General features: G+C 33.2%; 15 protein-coding genes. 10 read left to right on the top strand and 5 right to left on the bottom strand.

Annotated features, from left to right (window positions below; genetic code table 11):
* Nucleotides 1-59: 59 nt before the first annotated feature.
* Nucleotides 60-563 (bottom strand): hypothetical protein, encoded by a 504-nt coding sequence (locus VP395_RS11565; RefSeq protein WP_346242169.1) that lies wholly within the window; start codon nt 561-563, stop codon nt 60-62.
* Between the two features lie 112 nt (nt 564-675).
* Nucleotides 676-2,001: a tRNA (N(6)-L-threonylcarbamoyladenosine(37)-C(2))-methylthiotransferase MtaB gene (gene mtaB, locus VP395_RS11570; RefSeq protein WP_346242170.1), complete on the bottom strand. Its 1,326-nt coding sequence runs from the start codon at nt 1,999-2,001 to the stop codon at nt 676-678.
* A 90-nt stretch (nt 2,002-2,091) separates the two neighbouring features.
* On the opposite strand from mtaB, the gene VP395_RS11575 reads away from it, so the two are divergent.
* Nucleotides 2,092-3,711 carry an ABC transporter substrate-binding protein gene (locus VP395_RS11575; protein ID WP_346242171.1) on the top strand — a complete coding sequence of 540 codons (1,620 nt, stop codon included), beginning with the start codon at nt 2,092-2,094 and terminating at the stop codon, nt 3,709-3,711.
* Here VP395_RS11575 and VP395_RS11580 read toward each other — a convergent pair.
* The 3 genes from VP395_RS11580 to VP395_RS11590 form a co-directional block, all read right to left on the bottom strand.
* Nucleotides 3,708-4,604: a TolB family protein gene (locus VP395_RS11580; protein ID WP_346242172.1), complete on the bottom strand. Its 897-nt coding sequence runs from the start codon at nt 4,602-4,604 to the stop codon at nt 3,708-3,710. The two genes, VP395_RS11575 and VP395_RS11580, sit on opposite strands and share 4 nt — an antisense overlap.
* Before the next feature lie 69 nt (nt 4,605-4,673).
* Nucleotides 4,674-5,849, bottom strand: a complete 1,176-nt coding sequence (locus VP395_RS11585) for a GlmU family protein (protein WP_346242173.1) — start codon at nt 5,847-5,849, stop codon at nt 4,674-4,676.
* A gap of 145 nt (nt 5,850-5,994) precedes the next feature.
* Entirely contained in the window at nt 5,995-6,246 is a 252-nt protein-coding gene (locus VP395_RS11590) for a type B 50S ribosomal protein L31 (RefSeq protein WP_346242174.1), read from the bottom strand.
* A gap of 159 nt (nt 6,247-6,405) precedes the next feature.
* On the opposite strand from VP395_RS11590, the gene VP395_RS11595 reads away from it, so the two are divergent.
* The 9 genes from VP395_RS11595 (at nt 6,406) to purL (ending at nt 18,966) form a co-directional block, all read left to right on the top strand.
* Nucleotides 6,406-6,936, top strand: coding sequence for a DUF4199 domain-containing protein (locus tag VP395_RS11595; protein ID WP_346242175.1), 531 nt, complete (start codon nt 6,406-6,408; stop codon nt 6,934-6,936).
* A gap of 41 nt (nt 6,937-6,977) precedes the next feature.
* Nucleotides 6,978-7,928: a glycosyltransferase family 2 protein gene (locus VP395_RS11600; protein WP_346242176.1), complete on the top strand. Its 951-nt coding sequence runs from the start codon at nt 6,978-6,980 to the stop codon at nt 7,926-7,928.
* Nucleotides 7,929-8,272: 344 nt separating this feature from the next.
* Nucleotides 8,273-10,003 carry a phospho-sugar mutase gene (locus VP395_RS11605; protein ID WP_346242177.1) on the top strand — a complete coding sequence of 577 codons (1,731 nt, stop codon included), beginning with the start codon at nt 8,273-8,275 and terminating at the stop codon, nt 10,001-10,003.
* 81 nt (nt 10,004-10,084) lie between these two features.
* Complete coding sequence (locus tag VP395_RS11610; RefSeq protein WP_346242178.1) at nt 10,085-11,911, top strand: ABC transporter ATP-binding protein; 1,827 nt, start codon at nt 10,085-10,087, stop codon at nt 11,909-11,911.
* 292 nt (nt 11,912-12,203) lie between these two features.
* Nucleotides 12,204-12,746 carry an RNA polymerase sigma factor gene (locus VP395_RS11615; protein WP_346242179.1) on the top strand — a complete coding sequence of 181 codons (543 nt, stop codon included), beginning with the start codon at nt 12,204-12,206 and terminating at the stop codon, nt 12,744-12,746.
* 33 nt (nt 12,747-12,779) lie between these two features.
* Nucleotides 12,780-13,283, top strand: a complete 504-nt coding sequence (locus VP395_RS11620) for a hypothetical protein (protein WP_346242180.1) — start codon at nt 12,780-12,782, stop codon at nt 13,281-13,283.
* A gap of 7 nt (nt 13,284-13,290) precedes the next feature.
* Nucleotides 13,291-13,716 carry a sensor of ECF-type sigma factor gene (locus VP395_RS11625; protein WP_346242181.1) on the top strand — a complete coding sequence of 142 codons (426 nt, stop codon included), beginning with the start codon at nt 13,291-13,293 and terminating at the stop codon, nt 13,714-13,716.
* Nucleotides 13,717-13,949: 233 nt separating this feature from the next.
* A complete protein-coding gene (locus VP395_RS11630) occupies nt 13,950-15,164 on the top strand; it encodes an RsmB/NOP family class I SAM-dependent RNA methyltransferase (RefSeq protein WP_346242182.1) in 1,215 nt (404 codons plus the stop codon).
* A 145-nt stretch (nt 15,165-15,309) separates the two neighbouring features.
* Complete coding sequence (gene purL / locus VP395_RS11635) at nt 15,310-18,966, top strand: phosphoribosylformylglycinamidine synthase (RefSeq protein WP_346242183.1); 3,657 nt, start codon at nt 15,310-15,312, stop codon at nt 18,964-18,966.
* Nucleotides 18,967-19,042 lie beyond the last annotated feature (76 nt).

The following is a 19,042-nucleotide window of genomic DNA, read 5'->3' on the forward strand; positions in this document are numbered from 1 at the left end:
CGAAAAATATAGAATCCGAAGTTTGGCTTCGGATTTTTTTTTGTGCTTGGTATTTAGAATTATTGCTTGGTATAAACTAAGGTTAAATCTTTAGTAGCCACTACTTCAGTAAAATCTTCATTATATATTTTAATGGCATCAATAAATACACGTATTAATTGATTTCTGTTCATATTAGCTATGCCATTATCAATTAAAATCACATTACCATTTTTAATATAAGTTGTGGCAAAACTTATAATACCTTCTTCATCACAAACAACATTAAAAGCATAAGAATTTAAAATGCCGTTTTGCAAAGCTATTTCTATTGTTGGATTGAAAGTTTCATTTGAAGATACCACTCCTGTAGATTCAAAAACCAAGGTTTCATTATTTGGGCAGTCTATTTCATTTAAAATATTTGTATTTACAATGCCATCATTATTAATATCAAATCCATCGGCAACATTCCAATCTGTAAGTTTCCAAACACCTTCAATTGTATAATCATCGTCAGTATCATTAAAGCAACTAAGCAACAAGAACGGGACAAAACACAGCATGCAAACTATTCTCTTCATATTTAGGACATGATTTACAATTGTTTATAATAATATACAAAACCAGGTTTAATTTCAATCATAAATAAGTTAAACAAGATATAATTGGGATGAATTGTATTACTCTAGTTATTTAATTTGAAAATACTTCAATAAATTCGAACCGCACCAAGCCATCGTCATCAATTTTAATTAGTTCTACTTGATGCAATGTATTTACAAGTTCAGGATTCCAAGGCGCTTTAACTTTTATATAATTTTCAGTAAAACCATAAATATAGCCTTCTTTATTTTCACTTTCAAACAAAACTGTTTTACGGCTACCTAACTGACTTTCGTAAAAAGCACGACGCTTTTTAACCGATAATCCTCGCAACATTTTACTGCGTTTATTTCTAACATTCATAGGCACAACTCCTTCCATTTCTGCTGCCTCTGTATTGTCTCGCTCAGAATAAGTAAATACATGTAAGTATGAGATATCCAGTTCGGTTAAAAAGTTGTAAGTTTCTAAAAAGTGTTCGTCTGTTTCACCTGGAAATCCAACAATTACATCAACACCAATACAGGCACTCGGCATTACTTCTTTTATTTTTGAAACGCGGTCTACATACAATTCACGCATGTAACGACGTTTCATTTTTTTTAAGATTTCATTGCTTCCAGATTGCAACGGGATATGAAAATGGGGTACAAAGGCCCTGGATTTTGAAACCAAATCGATGGTTTCGTTCTTTAAAAGATTGGGTTCTATAGAAGAAATTCGTAAACGCTCAATACCTTCTACTTTATCTAATTCGGTAACTAAATCTAAGAACGTATGTTCGTGCTTTTTGTTTCCAAATTCACCTTTACCGTAATCGCCAATATTCACACCTGTTAAAACAATTTCTTTTATGTTTTGGGCAGAAATTTCCCGAGCATTCTCCAGTACATTTTGTACAGTATCACTTCTAGAAATACCACGTGCCAAAGGAATGGTACAATAAGTACATTTATAATCGCAACCATCTTGTACTTTTAAAAAAGCACGTGTTCTATCCCCTATAGAATAACTTCCTACGTAAAAATCGGCGTCTTCTATTTCACAAGAATGTACTTCTCCAAAATCGTTTTTAGATAGATCGTTTATATAATCGGTAATTTTAAACTTTTCGGTAGCACCCAAAACCAAATCGACCCCGTTAACATCGGCTAATTCTTGTGGTTTCAATTGGGCATAACACCCAACTGCAGCAACAAATGCTTTTTGATTTGCTTTTTGTGCTTGCTTTACAATAGTTTTAAAACGTTTATCTGCATTCTCTGTCACCGAACACGTGTTAATAACATATATATCTGCTTTCTCTGAAAAATCTACACGATCAAAGCCTTCATCTGTAAAACTTCTAGCAATGGTAGAGGTTTCAGAAAAATTCAGCTTACAACCAAGTGTATAAAATGCAACTTTTTTTCTCATTTATTGTATCGCCATTTCCATGAAGGTAGAAATCTCATTATATTTACCTACTTTCATAATAAGGCTGCAAATTTACAATTAATAAGTTATATGGTAAAACATGTTTTAAAACAAATAACAAACTATTTATCAATTAGTTGTATTTTAATTCTATCCTTTTCTTGCGAAAAAAATTCAAGATCAAATAATAATCATTTAGTTTTTAAGTACAATGAACACAAAAACATAGGCTCCTTAGACCCTGCATTTTCAAAAGACATTGCAGATATATGGGCTACCAACCAACTTTTTAATGGATTGGTGCAAATGGATGAAAACCTAAACGTGCAGCCATGTATCGCAAAAAACTGGACGATTTCAGAAGATGCCCTTACCTACTCATTTTCATTAAGAAATGACGTCTATTTTCATAAGGATATTTTATTTGGAAATGATTCCACCAGAACCGTAATAGCTAAAGATTTTGAATACAGTTTAAACCGCTTGTTGAACAAGCAAGTCGCTTCACCAGGTAGTTGGGTATTGGCAAAAGTTGATGGTTTTAAAGCCGTGAACGACACGCTTTTTCAAATTCAATTAAAGCAACCATTTCCAGCGTTTTTAGGCTTATTAACCATGAAATATTGCTCGGTAGTTCCAAAAGAAATTGTAAAACATTATGGAAGTGATTTTAGGTCGCACCCTATTGGCACAGGCCCATTTAAGTTTAAACGATGGGAAGAAAACATCAAATTAGTATTTAGAAGAAATGAAAACTATTTTGAAGCAGATGAAAACGGCAAGGCGCTGCCTTATTTAGAGGCAGTATCCATTACTTTTCTACCTGACAAACAAAGTGAGTTTTTGCAATTTGCACAAGGAAACATCGATTTTGTTTCTGGGCTAGATGCCTCGTATAAAGATGAAATTTTAACGGCCGATGGACAACTACGCGACTTATATTCAAATGACGTGAATATGATTCGTGGACCTTATTTAAATACCGAATATTTAGCGTTTTACATGGATTCAGACGTGACGGAAATACAATCAGAATTAATCAGAAAAGCAGTAAATTATGGATTCGACAGAAAAAAAATGATGATTTATTTACGAAATGGCGTGGGTATACCTGCACATGGTGGTTTTATCCCAAAAGGTTTGCCGGGATATAATGAATCTATAGGCTTTACGTTTCAACCGGAAAAAGCCAAACAACTAATCAATCAATTTAAAACCGAAACCGGAAACAAAACCCCAGAAATATCTATTACAACAACTAGCAACTATCTAAGCTTTTGTGAATACATTCAGCGCGAGCTTCAAAAAATTGGGCTCATTGTTCAAGTAGATGTCATTCCTGCTGCAACTTTAAAAGACGCCAAAGCAAATGGTAAGCTTAATTTATTCAGAGCCAGTTGGGTTGCTGATTACCCTGATGCGGAAAACTATTTATCACTATATTACAGCAAAAATTTTGCTCCAAACGGGCCAAATTACACACATTATAAAAGTGATTTATTTGACACTTGGTATGAAAAAGCGTTTACAGAAACAAATACCGTTACAAGAGAACAGCTTTACACGAAAATGGATTCTTTAATTATGCACGAAGCACCTGTAGTGCCATTATTTTATGATGAAGTGGTGCGTTTCACAAGAAAAAACATAAATGGCTTGGGAATAAATCCTATTAATTTATTGGAATTAAAAAGAGTACGAAAAAATTAATTTAAAATAAAATAATAAATATCATCATCGCCCTTACCACCATCGCGTTTTGATGAAAAATAGCCAGAATTATTTGCACTATCAATAACTAAACAAAAATCGTCTTGAAAACTATTAATGGGTTTGGGTAGTTTTTCGGCTTTTTCAAAAGCGCCATCGGCAATCATTTTACTTTTATAAATATCAAAACCTCCAAAACCATTGGGCCTGTTGGAAGCAAAATACAGCGTATTATCTGCACTAATAAAAGGAAACATCTCTTTACTATAAGAGTTCACTTTACTACCTAAATTTTTAGGCTCGCTAAAGGTGTTATCATCTAATATATTGACCATAAAAATATCTGAACCGCCTTTAGTTGTTTCTTTTCCACCTCTAATATTCGATGTAAAGTATAAAGTTTTCCCATCTATACTTATTGCTGGATGTGCATAAGAATATTTAGGATTACAAAATGGCAAGGTTTCGAAATGAATCCAACCTTCTCCTTCTTTAAACGCGCCAACTTTAATTTGGAAGTTATCCTCGCTAAAATCATCACTTGTAGTTGTGGTTAAATAAAGTTTTTTACTATCGGGAGATAAGGTTGCACTCGTTATATACTTTATTTTTTCATCAGGTGCAATTTCAATATTTTTAATATTCTTAATACTGCCATTTTCAAATAACTCACCTTCAAAAATAGAAAGCACGGGGTTTCCTTGAAAACGTTTTAATCTGCCTTTGTTGTCTAATAAGTAAGACGTGAAGATTATTTTAGAATTGTTTACCAGCATTAATCCAAAATGCGGGTATTCGGTATTCATTTCAATATTTTTTACAGAGTAAACTTCTGTTTGAGAAAATCCAATAAGACTTATTAAAAAATATGCGGTACATAGTAGTTTTGTCATAAAAACAAGGTGTTACACACAAATATAACCATTTGAATTTAAATAAACTCCATTAAAAATACCACAAATTTACTCGCGCCTGTACTTTTTAGTTTCTTGAAAAACGTGTTCTAAAATGGCTTTATCTTGTTCGGTAAATTCTATTTGGCGTCTCGACATAACAACCTCAGCCACTTCAAAAGCTTTTTTAGTTAAATAAACCGTAAATCCAGCGCTACCTCCCCAACTAAAACTAGGTACAAAATTTCTAGGGAAGCCACTACCAAAAATATTGGCACTTACCCCTACAACCGTACCGGTGTTAAACATGGTATTGATGCCACATTTACTATGATCGCCCATCATGAGCCCACAAAACTGCAGTCCCGTTCTAGCAAAACCTTCTGTTTTATAATCCCAAAGACGAACTTCAGCATAATTGTTTTTTAAATTCGAATTATTGGTATCTGCTCCTAAATTACACCATTCGCCCAAGACTGAGTTCCCTAAAAAACCATCGTGTCCTTTATTCGAATAGGCAAATAAAACAGAGTTATTAACCTCGCCACCAACTTTACTGTATGGCCCTATAGTAGTTGGTCCATAAATTTTAGCACCTAATTTAATTCCCGCACCTTCACATAATGCCAAAGGGCCACGAATTATTGAGCCTTCCATAATTTCGGAGTTTTTCCCTATATAAATTGGTCCTGCAGTAGCGTTTAGTGTTGTAAACTCTAATTTGGCACCTTCTTCTATAAAAATGTTTTCAGCAGCTATAACATTATTACTCGACGGTATTGGTTGCGACCTTCTACCGTTAGTTAACAAATTAAAATCTTCTTGAATCGCCTCACCGTTTTTCGAAAATATATCCCAGGTATGTTCTATTTTAAGAACATCATCATCAAACTCGATGGCTTCATAAGTATCAAAATTAACATCTTCCTGTGTGTCTTTTGAAAAGAAAGCAATCACATCTTCATCTTTAAAAATGGCCTGGTTTTCCTGTAAATCTTTCACCATTTCAACCAATTCTAAATTTGGCAAATAGGAAGCATTTATCATTACATTTTCATCCATTTCTACCATGGGATATTTGTCAGACAAATAATCTTCGGTAATGGTTGTGGTTGTAGAGTCTAAAAACGTTTCCCATTTTTCACGAATGGTCAAAATCCCTACCCTTATATCGGCAACAGGGCGTGTAAATGTAAATGGCAATAAATTGTTGCGCGAAGGTCCGTCAAAAAGAATATAGTTCATAAAACGAGTTTAAAGTTTAAAGGTTAAAAGTTGTTCACTCAAAACCTAAACTTATTAGTTATCTATCCAAAAGTAGGCTAATTGTATAAAATAAAAAAGCCTTCAATATAAATATGAAGGCTTTGTATAATAAGTTTTGTTAAGTTTATTTACTAAACTTAGCGTATTTGTTTTTGAATTTATCAATACGACCAGCAGTATCAATTAATTTAGACTTACCAGTATAAAATGGGTGCGATGATCTAGAAATCTCCATTTTAATAAGTGGATACTCAACACCATCAACCTCTAAAGTTTCATTTGTGTTTGCAGTAGATTTTGTTAAAAACACATCTTCGTTAGACATATCTTTAAATGCTACAATTCTATAATTTTCTGGATGTATACCTTTTTTCATCGCTTAAAGCTTTAATATTCTTTTCAATTTTGGAAGTGCAAAAATAAGCATTTTTTACAATCTCACAATAATTTTTACATTTTTTATCACTAATATTATTGTAACGAATTACTATCTTTGAATACTAACTAAAGAACTAATCACAAAAATACAATATTTATGGAAAAATCTTTAAAATCAATCGCTACTAATTACGGCTTATACTTAGGTGTTTTATTAGCGTTTCTTACCGTGTTATCTTATGCCATTAATCTAGAGCTACTTACAAATACTTGGTATGGAATTTTTATTTTAATAGCTATAGTTGCTTTAGGAATTATATCTGTAGCCAAAACTAAACAAGCACAAGATGGCTATGCTAGTTTTAAAGATGCTTTCTCTTCTTATTTTATTACTGTTTTAGTTGGTTTATTAATAAGTACACTGGTTTCATATTTACTATTTAACTTTATTGACACAGATGCCGCTGCTGTTTTGAAAGAAAAAACCATCGAAAAAACAGTTCAAATGATGGAAAGTTTTAATACACCAAATGAAGCAATTGCTCAAGCAGTTGATAATATTGAGAGTCAAAACCAATTTGGATTAGGCAATATTATTAAAGGATTAGCTGGTTACTTAGTGTTTTTTAGTATTATTGGGTTAATAGTTGCTGCTGCCATGAAAAAAAGTAAACCTGACACCGAATAAATTCTGTATTTTTGAAGCATCAACTTTTTGAAAGCTTTTAAATGAACATATCAGTAGTTATACCACTACTTAACGAACAAGATTCTTTAACCGAATTACACGATTGGATTGCAAAAGTGATGCAATCCAATAGTTTTTCTTATGAAATCATTTTTATAGATGATGGCAGTACCGACGATTCTTGGAAAATAATTTCTCAATTATCTTCTAAAAACAAAAACATTAAAGGTATCAAGTTTTTAAAAAACTTTGGTAAATCGCAAGCACTACATGCTGGTTTTGAAAAGGCTTCTGGTAATGTGGTAATAACTATGGATGCCGATTTACAGGACAATCCAGACGAAATTCCAGAACTATACAACATGATTGTAACTAATGGTTATGATTTGGTTTCTGGCTGGAAAAAGAAGCGCTATGATTCTGTTATTTCTAAAAATTTACCATCAAAGCTATTTAATTGGGCAGCACGAAAAACTTCGGGGGTAAAACTTCATGATTTTAATTGTGGCCTTAAAGCATACAAACTTGAACTTGTTAAAAACATTGATGTTAATGGCGAAATGCACCGCTACATTCCTGTTTTGGCCAAAAATGCAGGCTTTATAAAAATCACCGAAAAAGTCGTTCAGCATCAAGCTAGAAAATATGGAGAAACCAAGTTTGGCATGAACCGTTTCATACATGGTTTTCTAGATTTAATCACTATTTGGTTTTTATCGCGTTTTGGCAAACAGCCCATGCATTTGTTTGGTGCTTTAGGTTTTATAATGTTCGCCATAGGTTTTGGTTTTGCACTGTACTTAGGCATAGATAAATTATTTTTAAACCCTAGCGGCAGGTTAATAACAGAGCGTCCACAATTTTATTTATCGCTTTCAACCATGATTATTGGCACACAGTTTTTTGTAGCTGGGTTTTTAGGTGAAATTATTTTACGCACAAAACAAGACAAAAAACGCTATTTAGTTAAAGAAGTATTGAATTTAGAATAACTATTTGGGCGTTACCACTCCCGATTGCTATCGGGACGGAAGGTCGTCGGGTTTGAAGTTTATCTTGAGCGAAGCCGAAAGGTTTCAATCCTTTCAAAGCGTCTTTGCAAACAGGCAAGACAAAGCAACCTGTCAATTTTCAATTAAACCTAAAATTCGGTTTTCACAAGTTTTAAAAAGGATTTTCACTGCAATCCCTAACGCAAATGGCAAATTCAAATAATATTTTATTTTTTTTAATAAAAAATCATTCAAAAACCTTAGCATTTCACTTCAAATTAGTAACTTTTACAAAAATATTCTCTTACAATTAATTACTTTTGAAACTCATATTTTAAGACATTATGATACACATTGAACCAAAAATTTTAGATCGAATTAACTCATGGTTAACTCCAACTTTTGATGAAGAAACCCAATCTATTATAAAAAACAGTATTGCAAACAACCCAAAAGACATTCAAGAAAGTTTTTATAAAGACCTAGAATTCGGTACTGGTGGTATGCGTGGTGTTATGGGAGTAGGCACCAATCGAATAAATAAATTTACCCTTGGAAAAAGCACACAAGGTTTAAGTGACTACTTAAAAAAATCGTTTCCAAACGAAACACCAAAGGCAGTTATAGCCTACGATTGTAGAAACAACAGTAAATCGCTTGCAAAAGTAGTTGCCGACGTGTTTTCAGCAAATGGTATACAAGTATATTTATTTGAAGATTTGCGTGCAACTCCGGAATTATCGTTCGCAGTAAAACATTTAAACTGCCACTGCGGCATTGTATTAACCGCATCACACAACCCTCCAGAATATAATGGTTACAAAGTGTATTGGCAAGATGGTGGGCAATTGGTACCACCACAAGACGGTGAAATTATTAACGTTATAGATAGTTTACAATATTCCGATATCAAGTTTGAAGCCAACAATTCTTTAATAAAATATATAGGTAAAGAAGTTGATGATGCTTTTATAAATGAATCAGTTAAAAATGCAAATTTCAATACGTCTGCAAAAGCAAAAGATAATTTAACTGTTGTATTCACATCACTTCATGGAACATCTATAACTACCGTACCTGAAACTTTAAAACGTGCAGGCTTTAAAAATGTTCATATAGTAAAAGAACAGGAAGCACCAAACGGAAACTTTCCAACTGTAGCTTCACCAAACCCAGAAGAACCTGCGGCATTAAAAATGGCTTTAGAATTGGCTGAAAAAGTAAATGCAGACATTGTTATTGGTACCGATCCAGACTGCGACCGTTTAGGTGTAGCTGTTAGAAATTCTGAAAATAAATTACAATTGCTTAACGGAAATCAAACGATGTTGATGATGACCGATTTCTTATTAAAACAATGGAAAGCCGAAGGCAAAATAAAAGGAAAAGAATTTATTGCTTCCACCATCGTTTCAACACCTATGCTAAATAAACTTGCTGAAGCTTACAAAGTTGAAAGTAAAATTGTTTTAACAGGTTTTAAATGGATTGCAAAACTTATTAAAGATTTCCCTGAACTTGATTTTATTGGGGGTGGCGAAGAAAGTTTTGGTTATATGGTAGGCGATTTTGTACGCGATAAAGATGCCGTTACTTCTACCCTATTGGCTTGCGAGATAGCTGCTATAACAAAAGAAAATGGCAGTTCATTTTACAGCGAACTTCTAAACCTTTATGTCGAACATGGCTGCTACAAAGAAAAATTAGTTTCGCTTACTAAAAAAGGGATTGAAGGTGCTCAAGAAATTACACAAATGATGGTTGATGCACGTGAAAACCCATTAAAAATAGTAAATGGTTCAAAAGTTTTAAAAATTGAAGATTATGATTTATCAACGTCAAAAAACATAATAACTGGCGAAACATCTTCAATCGATATTCCGAAATCAAATGTAATTATTTACTATTTAGAAGATGGCAGTCAAGTAGCTTTAAGACCAAGTGGTACAGAACCAAAAATTAAGTTTTATGTTAGTGTAAACACCAAATTAAATTCCGTTGCCGATTTTAGTAAAACAGAAGCTGCGCTTGATGCGAAAGCCGAAGCTATTTTAAAAGACATGAAATTAATATAATAACCCGTATATTTGCCAAAAATTTGCATGCTTTTATGGTAACCATAAAAGCATGTTTTATAAACAGACAAATCCTATTTAATGAACCAGTTTTTAAACATCCTAAAGTATGCTAAACCTTACAAAAAGTATGCTGTAGGACACATTATATCAAACATTCTTTATGCCTTATTTGGTGCACTATCGTTTGTGGCACTAATACCAATGTTGGATATTTTATTTGAAAAAAATCAAGTAAAGCCAACCATCAAACCGGTTTATCAAGGTTTGGGCTCTTTAAAAGATTTTTACAAAGACTACTTAGCATATCAAGTAAATTTATATGCAGAAAACGACCCGCAAAAGGCATTACTTTTGGTAGTAAGTTTAATAATAAGCCTGTTCCTTTTAAAAAATGTTTTTGGATACTTAGCTAATTACTTTATGGTTTTCCTAAGAAACGGTGTGGTTCGCGATCTAAGAAACAGAGTTTACAAAAAAACGGTAGAACTTCCGCTTTCCTTCTTTTCTGAGCAAAAAAAAGGAGATATTATGTCGCGAATTACTGGAGATATATCAACGTTACAATACTCCATGCTTCCTGTTTTAGAACTTATTGCAAGAGAACCTTTAACGATTATTTTTACTATAATTATGATGGTAATAATAAGTTTAAAACTAACCATGTTCGTTTTTGTGTTTATTCCTTTATCAGGTATTATAATTTCTAGAATTGGCAAAAGCTTAAAACGAAAATCAGACCGTGTTCAAAAAGAGCAAGGTATCATTCTATCTGTTTTGGAAGAAACCTTAACGGGTTTACGTATTATAAAAGGTTTTAATGCAGAAGAAAAATTTAACGATAAATTTCAAGAATCTTCAAGTCGTTCTTACCATTTTTCAAATAAATTGTTTAATCGTCAAAATTTGGCTTCACCAACTAGTGAATTTTTAGGCATTTTAGTCATTTCCATTTTACTATGGTACGGTGGGCAATTAGTACTAGTAGACAACTCACTTGATGGCAGTTCCTTTATTGCTTATATGGGTTTAGCCTACAATATAATGGTACCTGCCAAAGCCATTTCAAGAGGACTTTATAATATCAAACAAGGTGATGCCGCTGCAGAACGTATTCAGGAAATTATTGATACACCTAACCCATTAAAAGACAAAGAAAATGCCATGACAAAAACTGGGTTCGACTCAGAAATTGTGTTTGATAATATTTCTTTTAAATATGAAAAAGAACATGTTTTAAAAGACTTTTCTTTAACAATACCTAAAGGAAAAACCGTAGCGTTGGTTGGGCAATCTGGAAGCGGAAAATCTACCATAGCTAATTTAATTACCCGTTTTTACGATGTTAACAAAGGAACCATTTTAATTGATGGTATTGATATTAGAGAGCTATCTACAAAATCTTTAAGACAACAATTGGGCATTGTAACCCAAGACGCTATTCTATTTAACGATAGCATTAAAAACAATTTAAAGCTAGGAAAAGACAATGCTACCGATGTCGAAATTGTTGAAGCCCTAAAAATTGCTAATGCTTGGGAATTTGTTAAAGAATTACCCAACGGTATAGAAACTAATATAGGAGATTCTGGAAATAAATTATCTGGAGGTCAAAAACAACGTTTAAGCATTGCACGTGCCGTTTTAAAAAGTCCACCAATTATGGTTTTAGACGAAGCTACCTCTGCACTTGATACTGAAAGTGAACGTTTGGTACAAGTGGCTTTAGAAAATATGATGAAAAACAGAACATCCATAGTTATTGCTCACAGGTTATCAACCATTCAAAATGCCGATGAAATTGTGGTTTTAAATAAAGGTGAAATTGTAGAAAAAGGTAAACATGCCGAACTTATTGCAAAAAAAGGTGTTTACCAAAAACTTGTAGAAATGCAAAGTTTTGAATAAGAAACAAAAGCTATAAAAATAAAAAAGGATAGAGACTTGGGGGCTTCTATCCTTTTTTTGTTGTGCTAGACTTGGGGCAGACTAACAACATAAGTAGGTTTCTGATGCAAACATAAAACAAAAAAACATAACTCACAAGAAAAAATGCTTTTAATCGTATTTAATTTACACTTCATCGACAAAATTATTTTTAAAGCATTGATTTTCAATATATTAAATATATGGGTAAAATTAAGAAAAATCAGTTTTAAACTTTTAGTATATTTAGTAGTCTAACCAGTAAAGCATATTTGTGATTGACGAAACACAATTAATAGAACGATTAAAATCTGAAACCCATAAAGAACAAGCCTTTAGAACGTTAATAACGTTATATAAAGAACGCTTATATTGGCACATACGAAACATTGTAAAGTCTCACGACGACACAGATGACGTGCTTCAAAACACATTTATTAAAATTTACAAAAACATTAAGAACTTTAAAGGAGACAGTAAATTGTTTTCTTGGATGTACCGCATTGCAACAAATGAATCTATTACATTTATTAATCAAAATGCGAAAAAATTACAAATAACTAGCGAAGAAGCACAATTATCAGCAATAAGCAAATTAACTTCAGATGTTTATTTTGAAGGCGATGCTATTCAACTTAAATTACAAAAAGCCATTGCTATATTGCCGGAAAAACAACAATTAGTATTCAATATGAAATATTTTCAGGAATTAAAATATTCAGAAATGGCAGATATATTGGAAACAAGTGAAGGTGCCTTAAAGGCTTCCTATCACATAGCTGTAAAAAAAATTGAAACTTATTTAACTCAAGATTAAACCATTATTAAAAAATGGAGTCTTATTAATAGAATGAAAACGAATAAAATACATAATATAAAAACTACTGGATTTAAAGTTCCTAAAGATTACTTTAACTCGCTTGAAGATACTATTATAAGCGAGGTAAAACTTCAGGAAATATTATCTGAACCTGGTTATAAAGTACCTGACAATTACTTTGATTCGCTTGAAGATAAAATAATCAATATTGTTAAGCCACAAAAAGAAACCAAGGTTATAAAACTGTTTACTTGGAGAAAAGCAGTTTATACAATGGCAGTTGCTGCTAGTTTAATTTTAATGATTAATATATTCTTTAATAATAATACAAATAATATTACTATTGAAAACATAGAAACAGCAAGTATTGAAAATTACTTTTTAAATGAAGATTTAGAACCAAGTGAATTTGCCTCTCTTTTCACTAAAGAAGATTTATTAGATGTTCGCATAATACATGATGGCTATAGTTCTGAAACTTTAGAAGATTATATATTTGATAATTTAGAAATTGAAGATATTATTACAAAATAAAAACAAAATGAAAACACTTACAAGCATACTAGTTATATTAAGTTTTTCGCTAATAACCGTTGCGCAATCAAATAGAGATAAGATTAAGACTTTGAAAATTGCGTACATCACCGAAAAATTAAATTTAAGCGAAAAGGAAGCACAAAAATTCTGGCCTATTTACAATGCTTTTGAAGATGAAAATTCAAGATTGAGAACAGAAGCATATGAAGCTAGAAAAAAAATAAATTTTGAAACCATTACCGAAGATGATGCAAAACAAATTTTAAAGGAATCGCGTTTAAACGACAACAAAAAGCAAGCGATTGAAAATGAATTCATTAACAACTTAACTAAGGTGATTTCAGCAAAAAAAATTATTCTCCTGCACAAAATTGAAGATGATTTCAAAAGAAAAATGTTTGACGAATATAAAAAAAGAGGGCGCCCTTAAAAAAAAATCGAATTAAATTAAAAAGAGGCATTTTAAATGCCTCTTTTTTTATTCTATAAAAGTAAATTTTGCCCAACATCAAAAGTAATATCGTTAAAAAACCGATAGGCATTTAAAATCCAGTCTAAACCCTTTCCTTTTTCATAGAAAAACAAAAAGCAACACCAATAAACTAACAATCAAATAAACAAATCAACATTTTAAATGTAACTTTGCACACTTATTTACACATAATGCGATTACACAGAAATTTATGCTTTTCGGTTATTGATGGTTTAACCTTAATTTTTAACGAAGGAAACTATGCCGATAAAGTGATTCAACAACTATTAAAACGAGATAAACGTTGGGGTGCTCGCGACCGCGCTTTTGTTGCCGAAACCACCTATGATATTGTACGTTGGAAACGTTTATATGCCGAAATAGCCGAAGTTAAAGAACCGTTTGACCGCGATAATTTATGGCGCATGTTCGCCGTTTGGGCAACTTTGAAAGGCATAAAATTACCCGATTGGACCTATTTTGAAAACACACCAACCCGTAAAATAAAAGGACGCTTTGACGAACTTTATAAAATTAGAAAATTCAAGGAATCCATTCCTGATTGGATGGACGAATTAGGTGAAAAAGAATTAGGAAAAGAGATCTGGACACAAGAAATAGCAGCGTTAAACGAGCAAGCCGATGTTATTTTAAGAGTAAACACCCTTAAAACAACTAAAGAAAAACTACAAACCGAATTATTTGATTTAGATATAGAAACCGAGTTTTTAAAAGAATATCCAAATGCTTTAAAACTAAAAGAGCGTTCTAATGTGTTTACTACAGAAGCCTTTAAAAATGGTTTTTTTGAGGTTCAAGATGCGTCATCACAATTAGTTGCTGAATTTTTAAACGTACAACCTGGGATGCGCGTGGTTGACACTTGCGCTGGAGCTGGAGGAAAAACCTTGCATATTGCCTCTCTTATGGAAAATAAAGGGCAGATTATAGCCTTGGACATTTACGCAAATAAACTTCATGAACTAAAACGTCGTGCAAAACGAAATGGTGCTCATAATATTGAACCTAGAGCTATCGACTCTACAAAAGTTATTAAAAAACTTTACGATAAAGCCGACCGGGTTTTAATAGATGCGCCATGCTCTGGCCTGGGTGTGCTACGTAGAAATCCTGACGCTAAATGGAAATTACAACCCGATTTTATTGAAAAAATAAAAGAAACCCAACAAGAGATTCTGCAACAATATTCTAGAATGGTGAAAGTAGGCGGTCAATTAGTTTATGCAACGTGTTCTGTATTACCTTCTGAAAACCAAAATCAAGTAAGTACATTTTTAAAATCGGAAGCTGGAGCTAATTTCTCTTTGATTAAAGACAAAAAAATATTGTCACATAAAACGGGTTATGACGGATTTTACATGGCGCTTTTAGAAAGAAAGGCTTAACATACCAAAGCGACGTTGACGAGTCGCTTTTTTTATGTTCAAAACCTCGTGAATAACTCTAAATTTTCACAGAAATATATAGATGAATTTACGCTGAAAAAAAGTAAATTTGCACTTTCTTTAAACACATACAAATCAATATATAATGATTCATTTCTTTGGAAACGCAACCAGTAATGTATTTGCTGTTCAAACAACAAAAGAATTATCAACCGAAACCATCGCTAAATTAACGTGGTTATTTGGCAACCAGCCTAAAATAGAACAAGCATCACTCGATGCTTTTTTTGTTGGACCACGTGCTGCCATGATAACTCCTTGGAGCACCAATGCTGTTGAAATTACTCAAAACATGGGAATTTCAGATATCATCCGTATTGAAGAATTTCAAGTGGTTACTGAAGATTTCAAAGGATTCGATCCGATGATTTCAGAGAAATTCAAAGGATTAAATCAAGAATCGTTCACCATAAACATTCAACCAGAACCTATTCTTAATATTGAGGATATTGGAGCTTACAACCAACAAGAAGGTTTATCATTGAGTGATGAAGAAGTAGCTTATTTAAATAATGTTGTTAAAAAAATCGGTAGACCTTTAACAGATTCTGAAGTATTTGGATTTTCTCAAGTGAATTCAGAACACTGTCGCCATAAAATATTTAACGGAAACTTCGTGATTGATGGTGTTGAAAAACCAACATCACTTTTCAAATTAATTCGTAAAACTTCTGAAACACATCCTAATACGATTGTTTCAGCATATAAGGATAATGTGGCCTTTGTTGAAGGTCCTAAAGTGGAACAATTTGCTCCAAAAACCGCCGATAAACCAGACTTTTACGTAACAAAAGAATACGAATCGGTTATTTCACTTAAAGCAGAAACTCACAATTTCCCAACAACTGTTGAGCCTTTTAATGGTGCTGCAACGGGTTCTGGTGGTGAAATTCGCGATAGATTGGCGGGCGGAAAAGGTTCTTTGCCTTTAGCTGGAACTGCCGTTTACATGACCTCGTATTCACGATTGGAAGAAAACCGTCCATGGGAAAAAGCATTTCCAGAACGTAAATGGTTATACCAAACGCCTATGGATATTTTAATTAAAGCTTCAAACGGCGCTTCCGATTTTGGTAACAAATTCGGTCAACCGCTTATTTGCGGTTCTGTTTTAACCTTTGAACATGAAGAAGATGCAAGAAAACTTGGTTTCGATAAAGTGATTATGCAAGCCGGAGGTATTGGTTATGGCAAAAAAGACCAAGCTTTAAAAGACAAACCACAAACCGGCGATAAAATAGTCATTCTTGGTGGTGAAAACTACCGCATTGGCATGGGTGGTGCTGCAGTTTCTTCTGCTGACACAGGTGAATTTGCGTCAGGTATTGAATTGAATGCAGTGCAACGTTCCAACCCAGAAATGCAAAAACGTGCTGCCAATGCCATTCGTGGTATGGTGGAAAGTGATAAAAACTACATTGTCTCCATTCACGATCATGGTGCTGGTGGCCATTTAAATTGTTTGTCTGAATTGGTTGAAGATACCGGCGGAAATATCGATTTAGACGCTCTTCCTGTTGGCGATCCAACACTTTCTAATAAAGAAATAATCGGTAACGAATCTCAAGAACGTATGGGCTTGGTAATAGATAAAGACCATATTGACATACTTCAACGTATTGCCGATAGAGAACGTTCACCAATGTACACAGTTGGGGATGTTACAGGTGATGATAGATTTACTTTTGAATCTAAAACCAACGGCCATAAACCGATGGATTTAGCGATGGAAGACATGTTTGGTAGTTCACCAAAAACCATCATGACCGATAAAACCATCAAAAGGAACTATAGTGATGTAAGCTATAATTCAGATAATTTTCATAATTATTTAGAACAAGTTTTACAATTGGAAGCCGTTGCCTGTAAAGATTGGCTAACAAATAAAGTAGACCGTTGTGTTGGTGGAAAAGTAGCGAAACAACAATGTGCTGGTGCGTTACAACTTCCTTTAAACAATGTAGGCGTTATGGCGCTAGATTACAAAGGAAAAGAAGGCATTGCAACTTCCATTGGGCACTCGCCTATTTCTGGATTAATCAATCCAGTTGCAGGAAGCAGAAATGCCATTACCGAAGCGTTGACCAATATTATTTGGGCACCTTTAAAAGAAGACTTAAAATCCGTTTCACTTTCAGCAAACTGGATGTGGCCATGTAAAAATGAAGGTGAAGATGCTCGATTATATGAAGCCGTTGAAGCCGTTTCAGAATTTGCCATCGATTTAGGAATTAATGTGCCGACAGGAAAAGATTCCCTTTCCATGAAGCAAAAATATCCGGATGGCGATGTAATTTCACCAGGAACAGTTATTATTTCTGCCGCTGGAAATTGTAATGATATTAGCAATGTGGTAGAACCTGTTTTTAAGAAAAAAGCGGGCAGTATTTATTATATAAACATTTCTCAAGACGATTTTAAATTAGGCGGAAGCTCATTTGCTCAAGTATTAAATAAAATTGGAAACGATACACCAACGGTAAAAAGTGCCGCTTATGTAAAAAACGTTTTCAACACCGTTCAAAAATTAATAAAAGACAAACAAATAGTTGCAGGGCATGATGTGGCATCTGGTGGTTTAATCACTACACTGTTAGAATTATGCTTTGCTGATACTAATTTAGGTGCTGATTTAGACCTTTCTTCGTTAGCTGAAAAAGATTCGGTAAAATTATTATTTGCTGAAAACACTGGAATAGTTATTCAGTCGAAAGATACTTCAATTGAAGCTGTTTTAACAAAAGCTAATGTTCAATTCCATAACATTGGAAAAGTAACTAACAGTGATGCTTTAAATATTAGCAACGGCAATACAGCTTTCTCTTTGGAAGTTTCTCGTTTACGTGATGTTTGGTATAAAACTTCATTCCTTTTAGATCAAAAACAAACTGCAAATGGCTTAGCTAAAAACAGATTTGACAATTATAAAATTCAATCTTTAAAATATACATTCCCAAGTCATTTCACAGGAAAGTTACCTAAAACACCAACAACACGACCTAAAGCAGCTATCCTTCGTGAAAAAGGAAGTAACTCAGAACGCGAAATGGCAAATGCCATGTATTTAGCAGGTTTTGATGTAAAAGACGTGCATATGACTGATTTAATTTCAGGTCGTGAAACTTTAGAAGACATTCAATTTTTAGGTGCTGTTGGAGGATTTTCAAATTCAGATGTTTTAGGTTCTGCCAAAGGTTGGGCAGGTGCTATCAAGTACAACGAAAAAGCCAATAAAGTGATTCAAGATTTCTTTAAAAGAGAAGATACGTTATCTGTAGGTATTTGTAATGGTTGCCAATTGTGGATGGAATTGGACCTTATTAACCCAGAACACGAAGTTCATGGCAAAATGCTACATAACGATTCTCATAAACACGAGAGTTCATTTACTTCAGTAAAAATTCAAAAGAATAATTCGGTAATGCTTTCTACACTTGAAGGTTCTACTTTAGGTGTTTGGATTTCACACGGCGAAGGTAAATTTAACTTCCCATATACCGAAGACCAATATAATATTGTTGCTAAATATGGTTATACGGCATACCCTCATAACCCTAATGGTTCCGACTTTAATACCGCAATGCTGTGCGATAAAACGGGGCGCCATTTAGTAACCATGCCACATATTGAACGTTCTACCTTTCAATGGAATTGGGCTTATTACCCAGAAAACAGGAAAGATGAAGTATCTCCTTGGTTGGAAGCCTTTGTGAACGCTAGGAATTGGCTGAAAAACAACTAATTATAAAAGCATCTAATTTTAGATGCTTTTTTTTTGTAAATATATCTTCTTACACTATTAAAGATTGTGTTTTTTA

The sequence above is a fragment of the Mariniflexile soesokkakense genome, assembly GCF_039650365.1.
Taxonomy (GTDB): domain Bacteria; phylum Bacteroidota; class Bacteroidia; order Flavobacteriales; family Flavobacteriaceae; genus Mariniflexile; species Mariniflexile soesokkakense.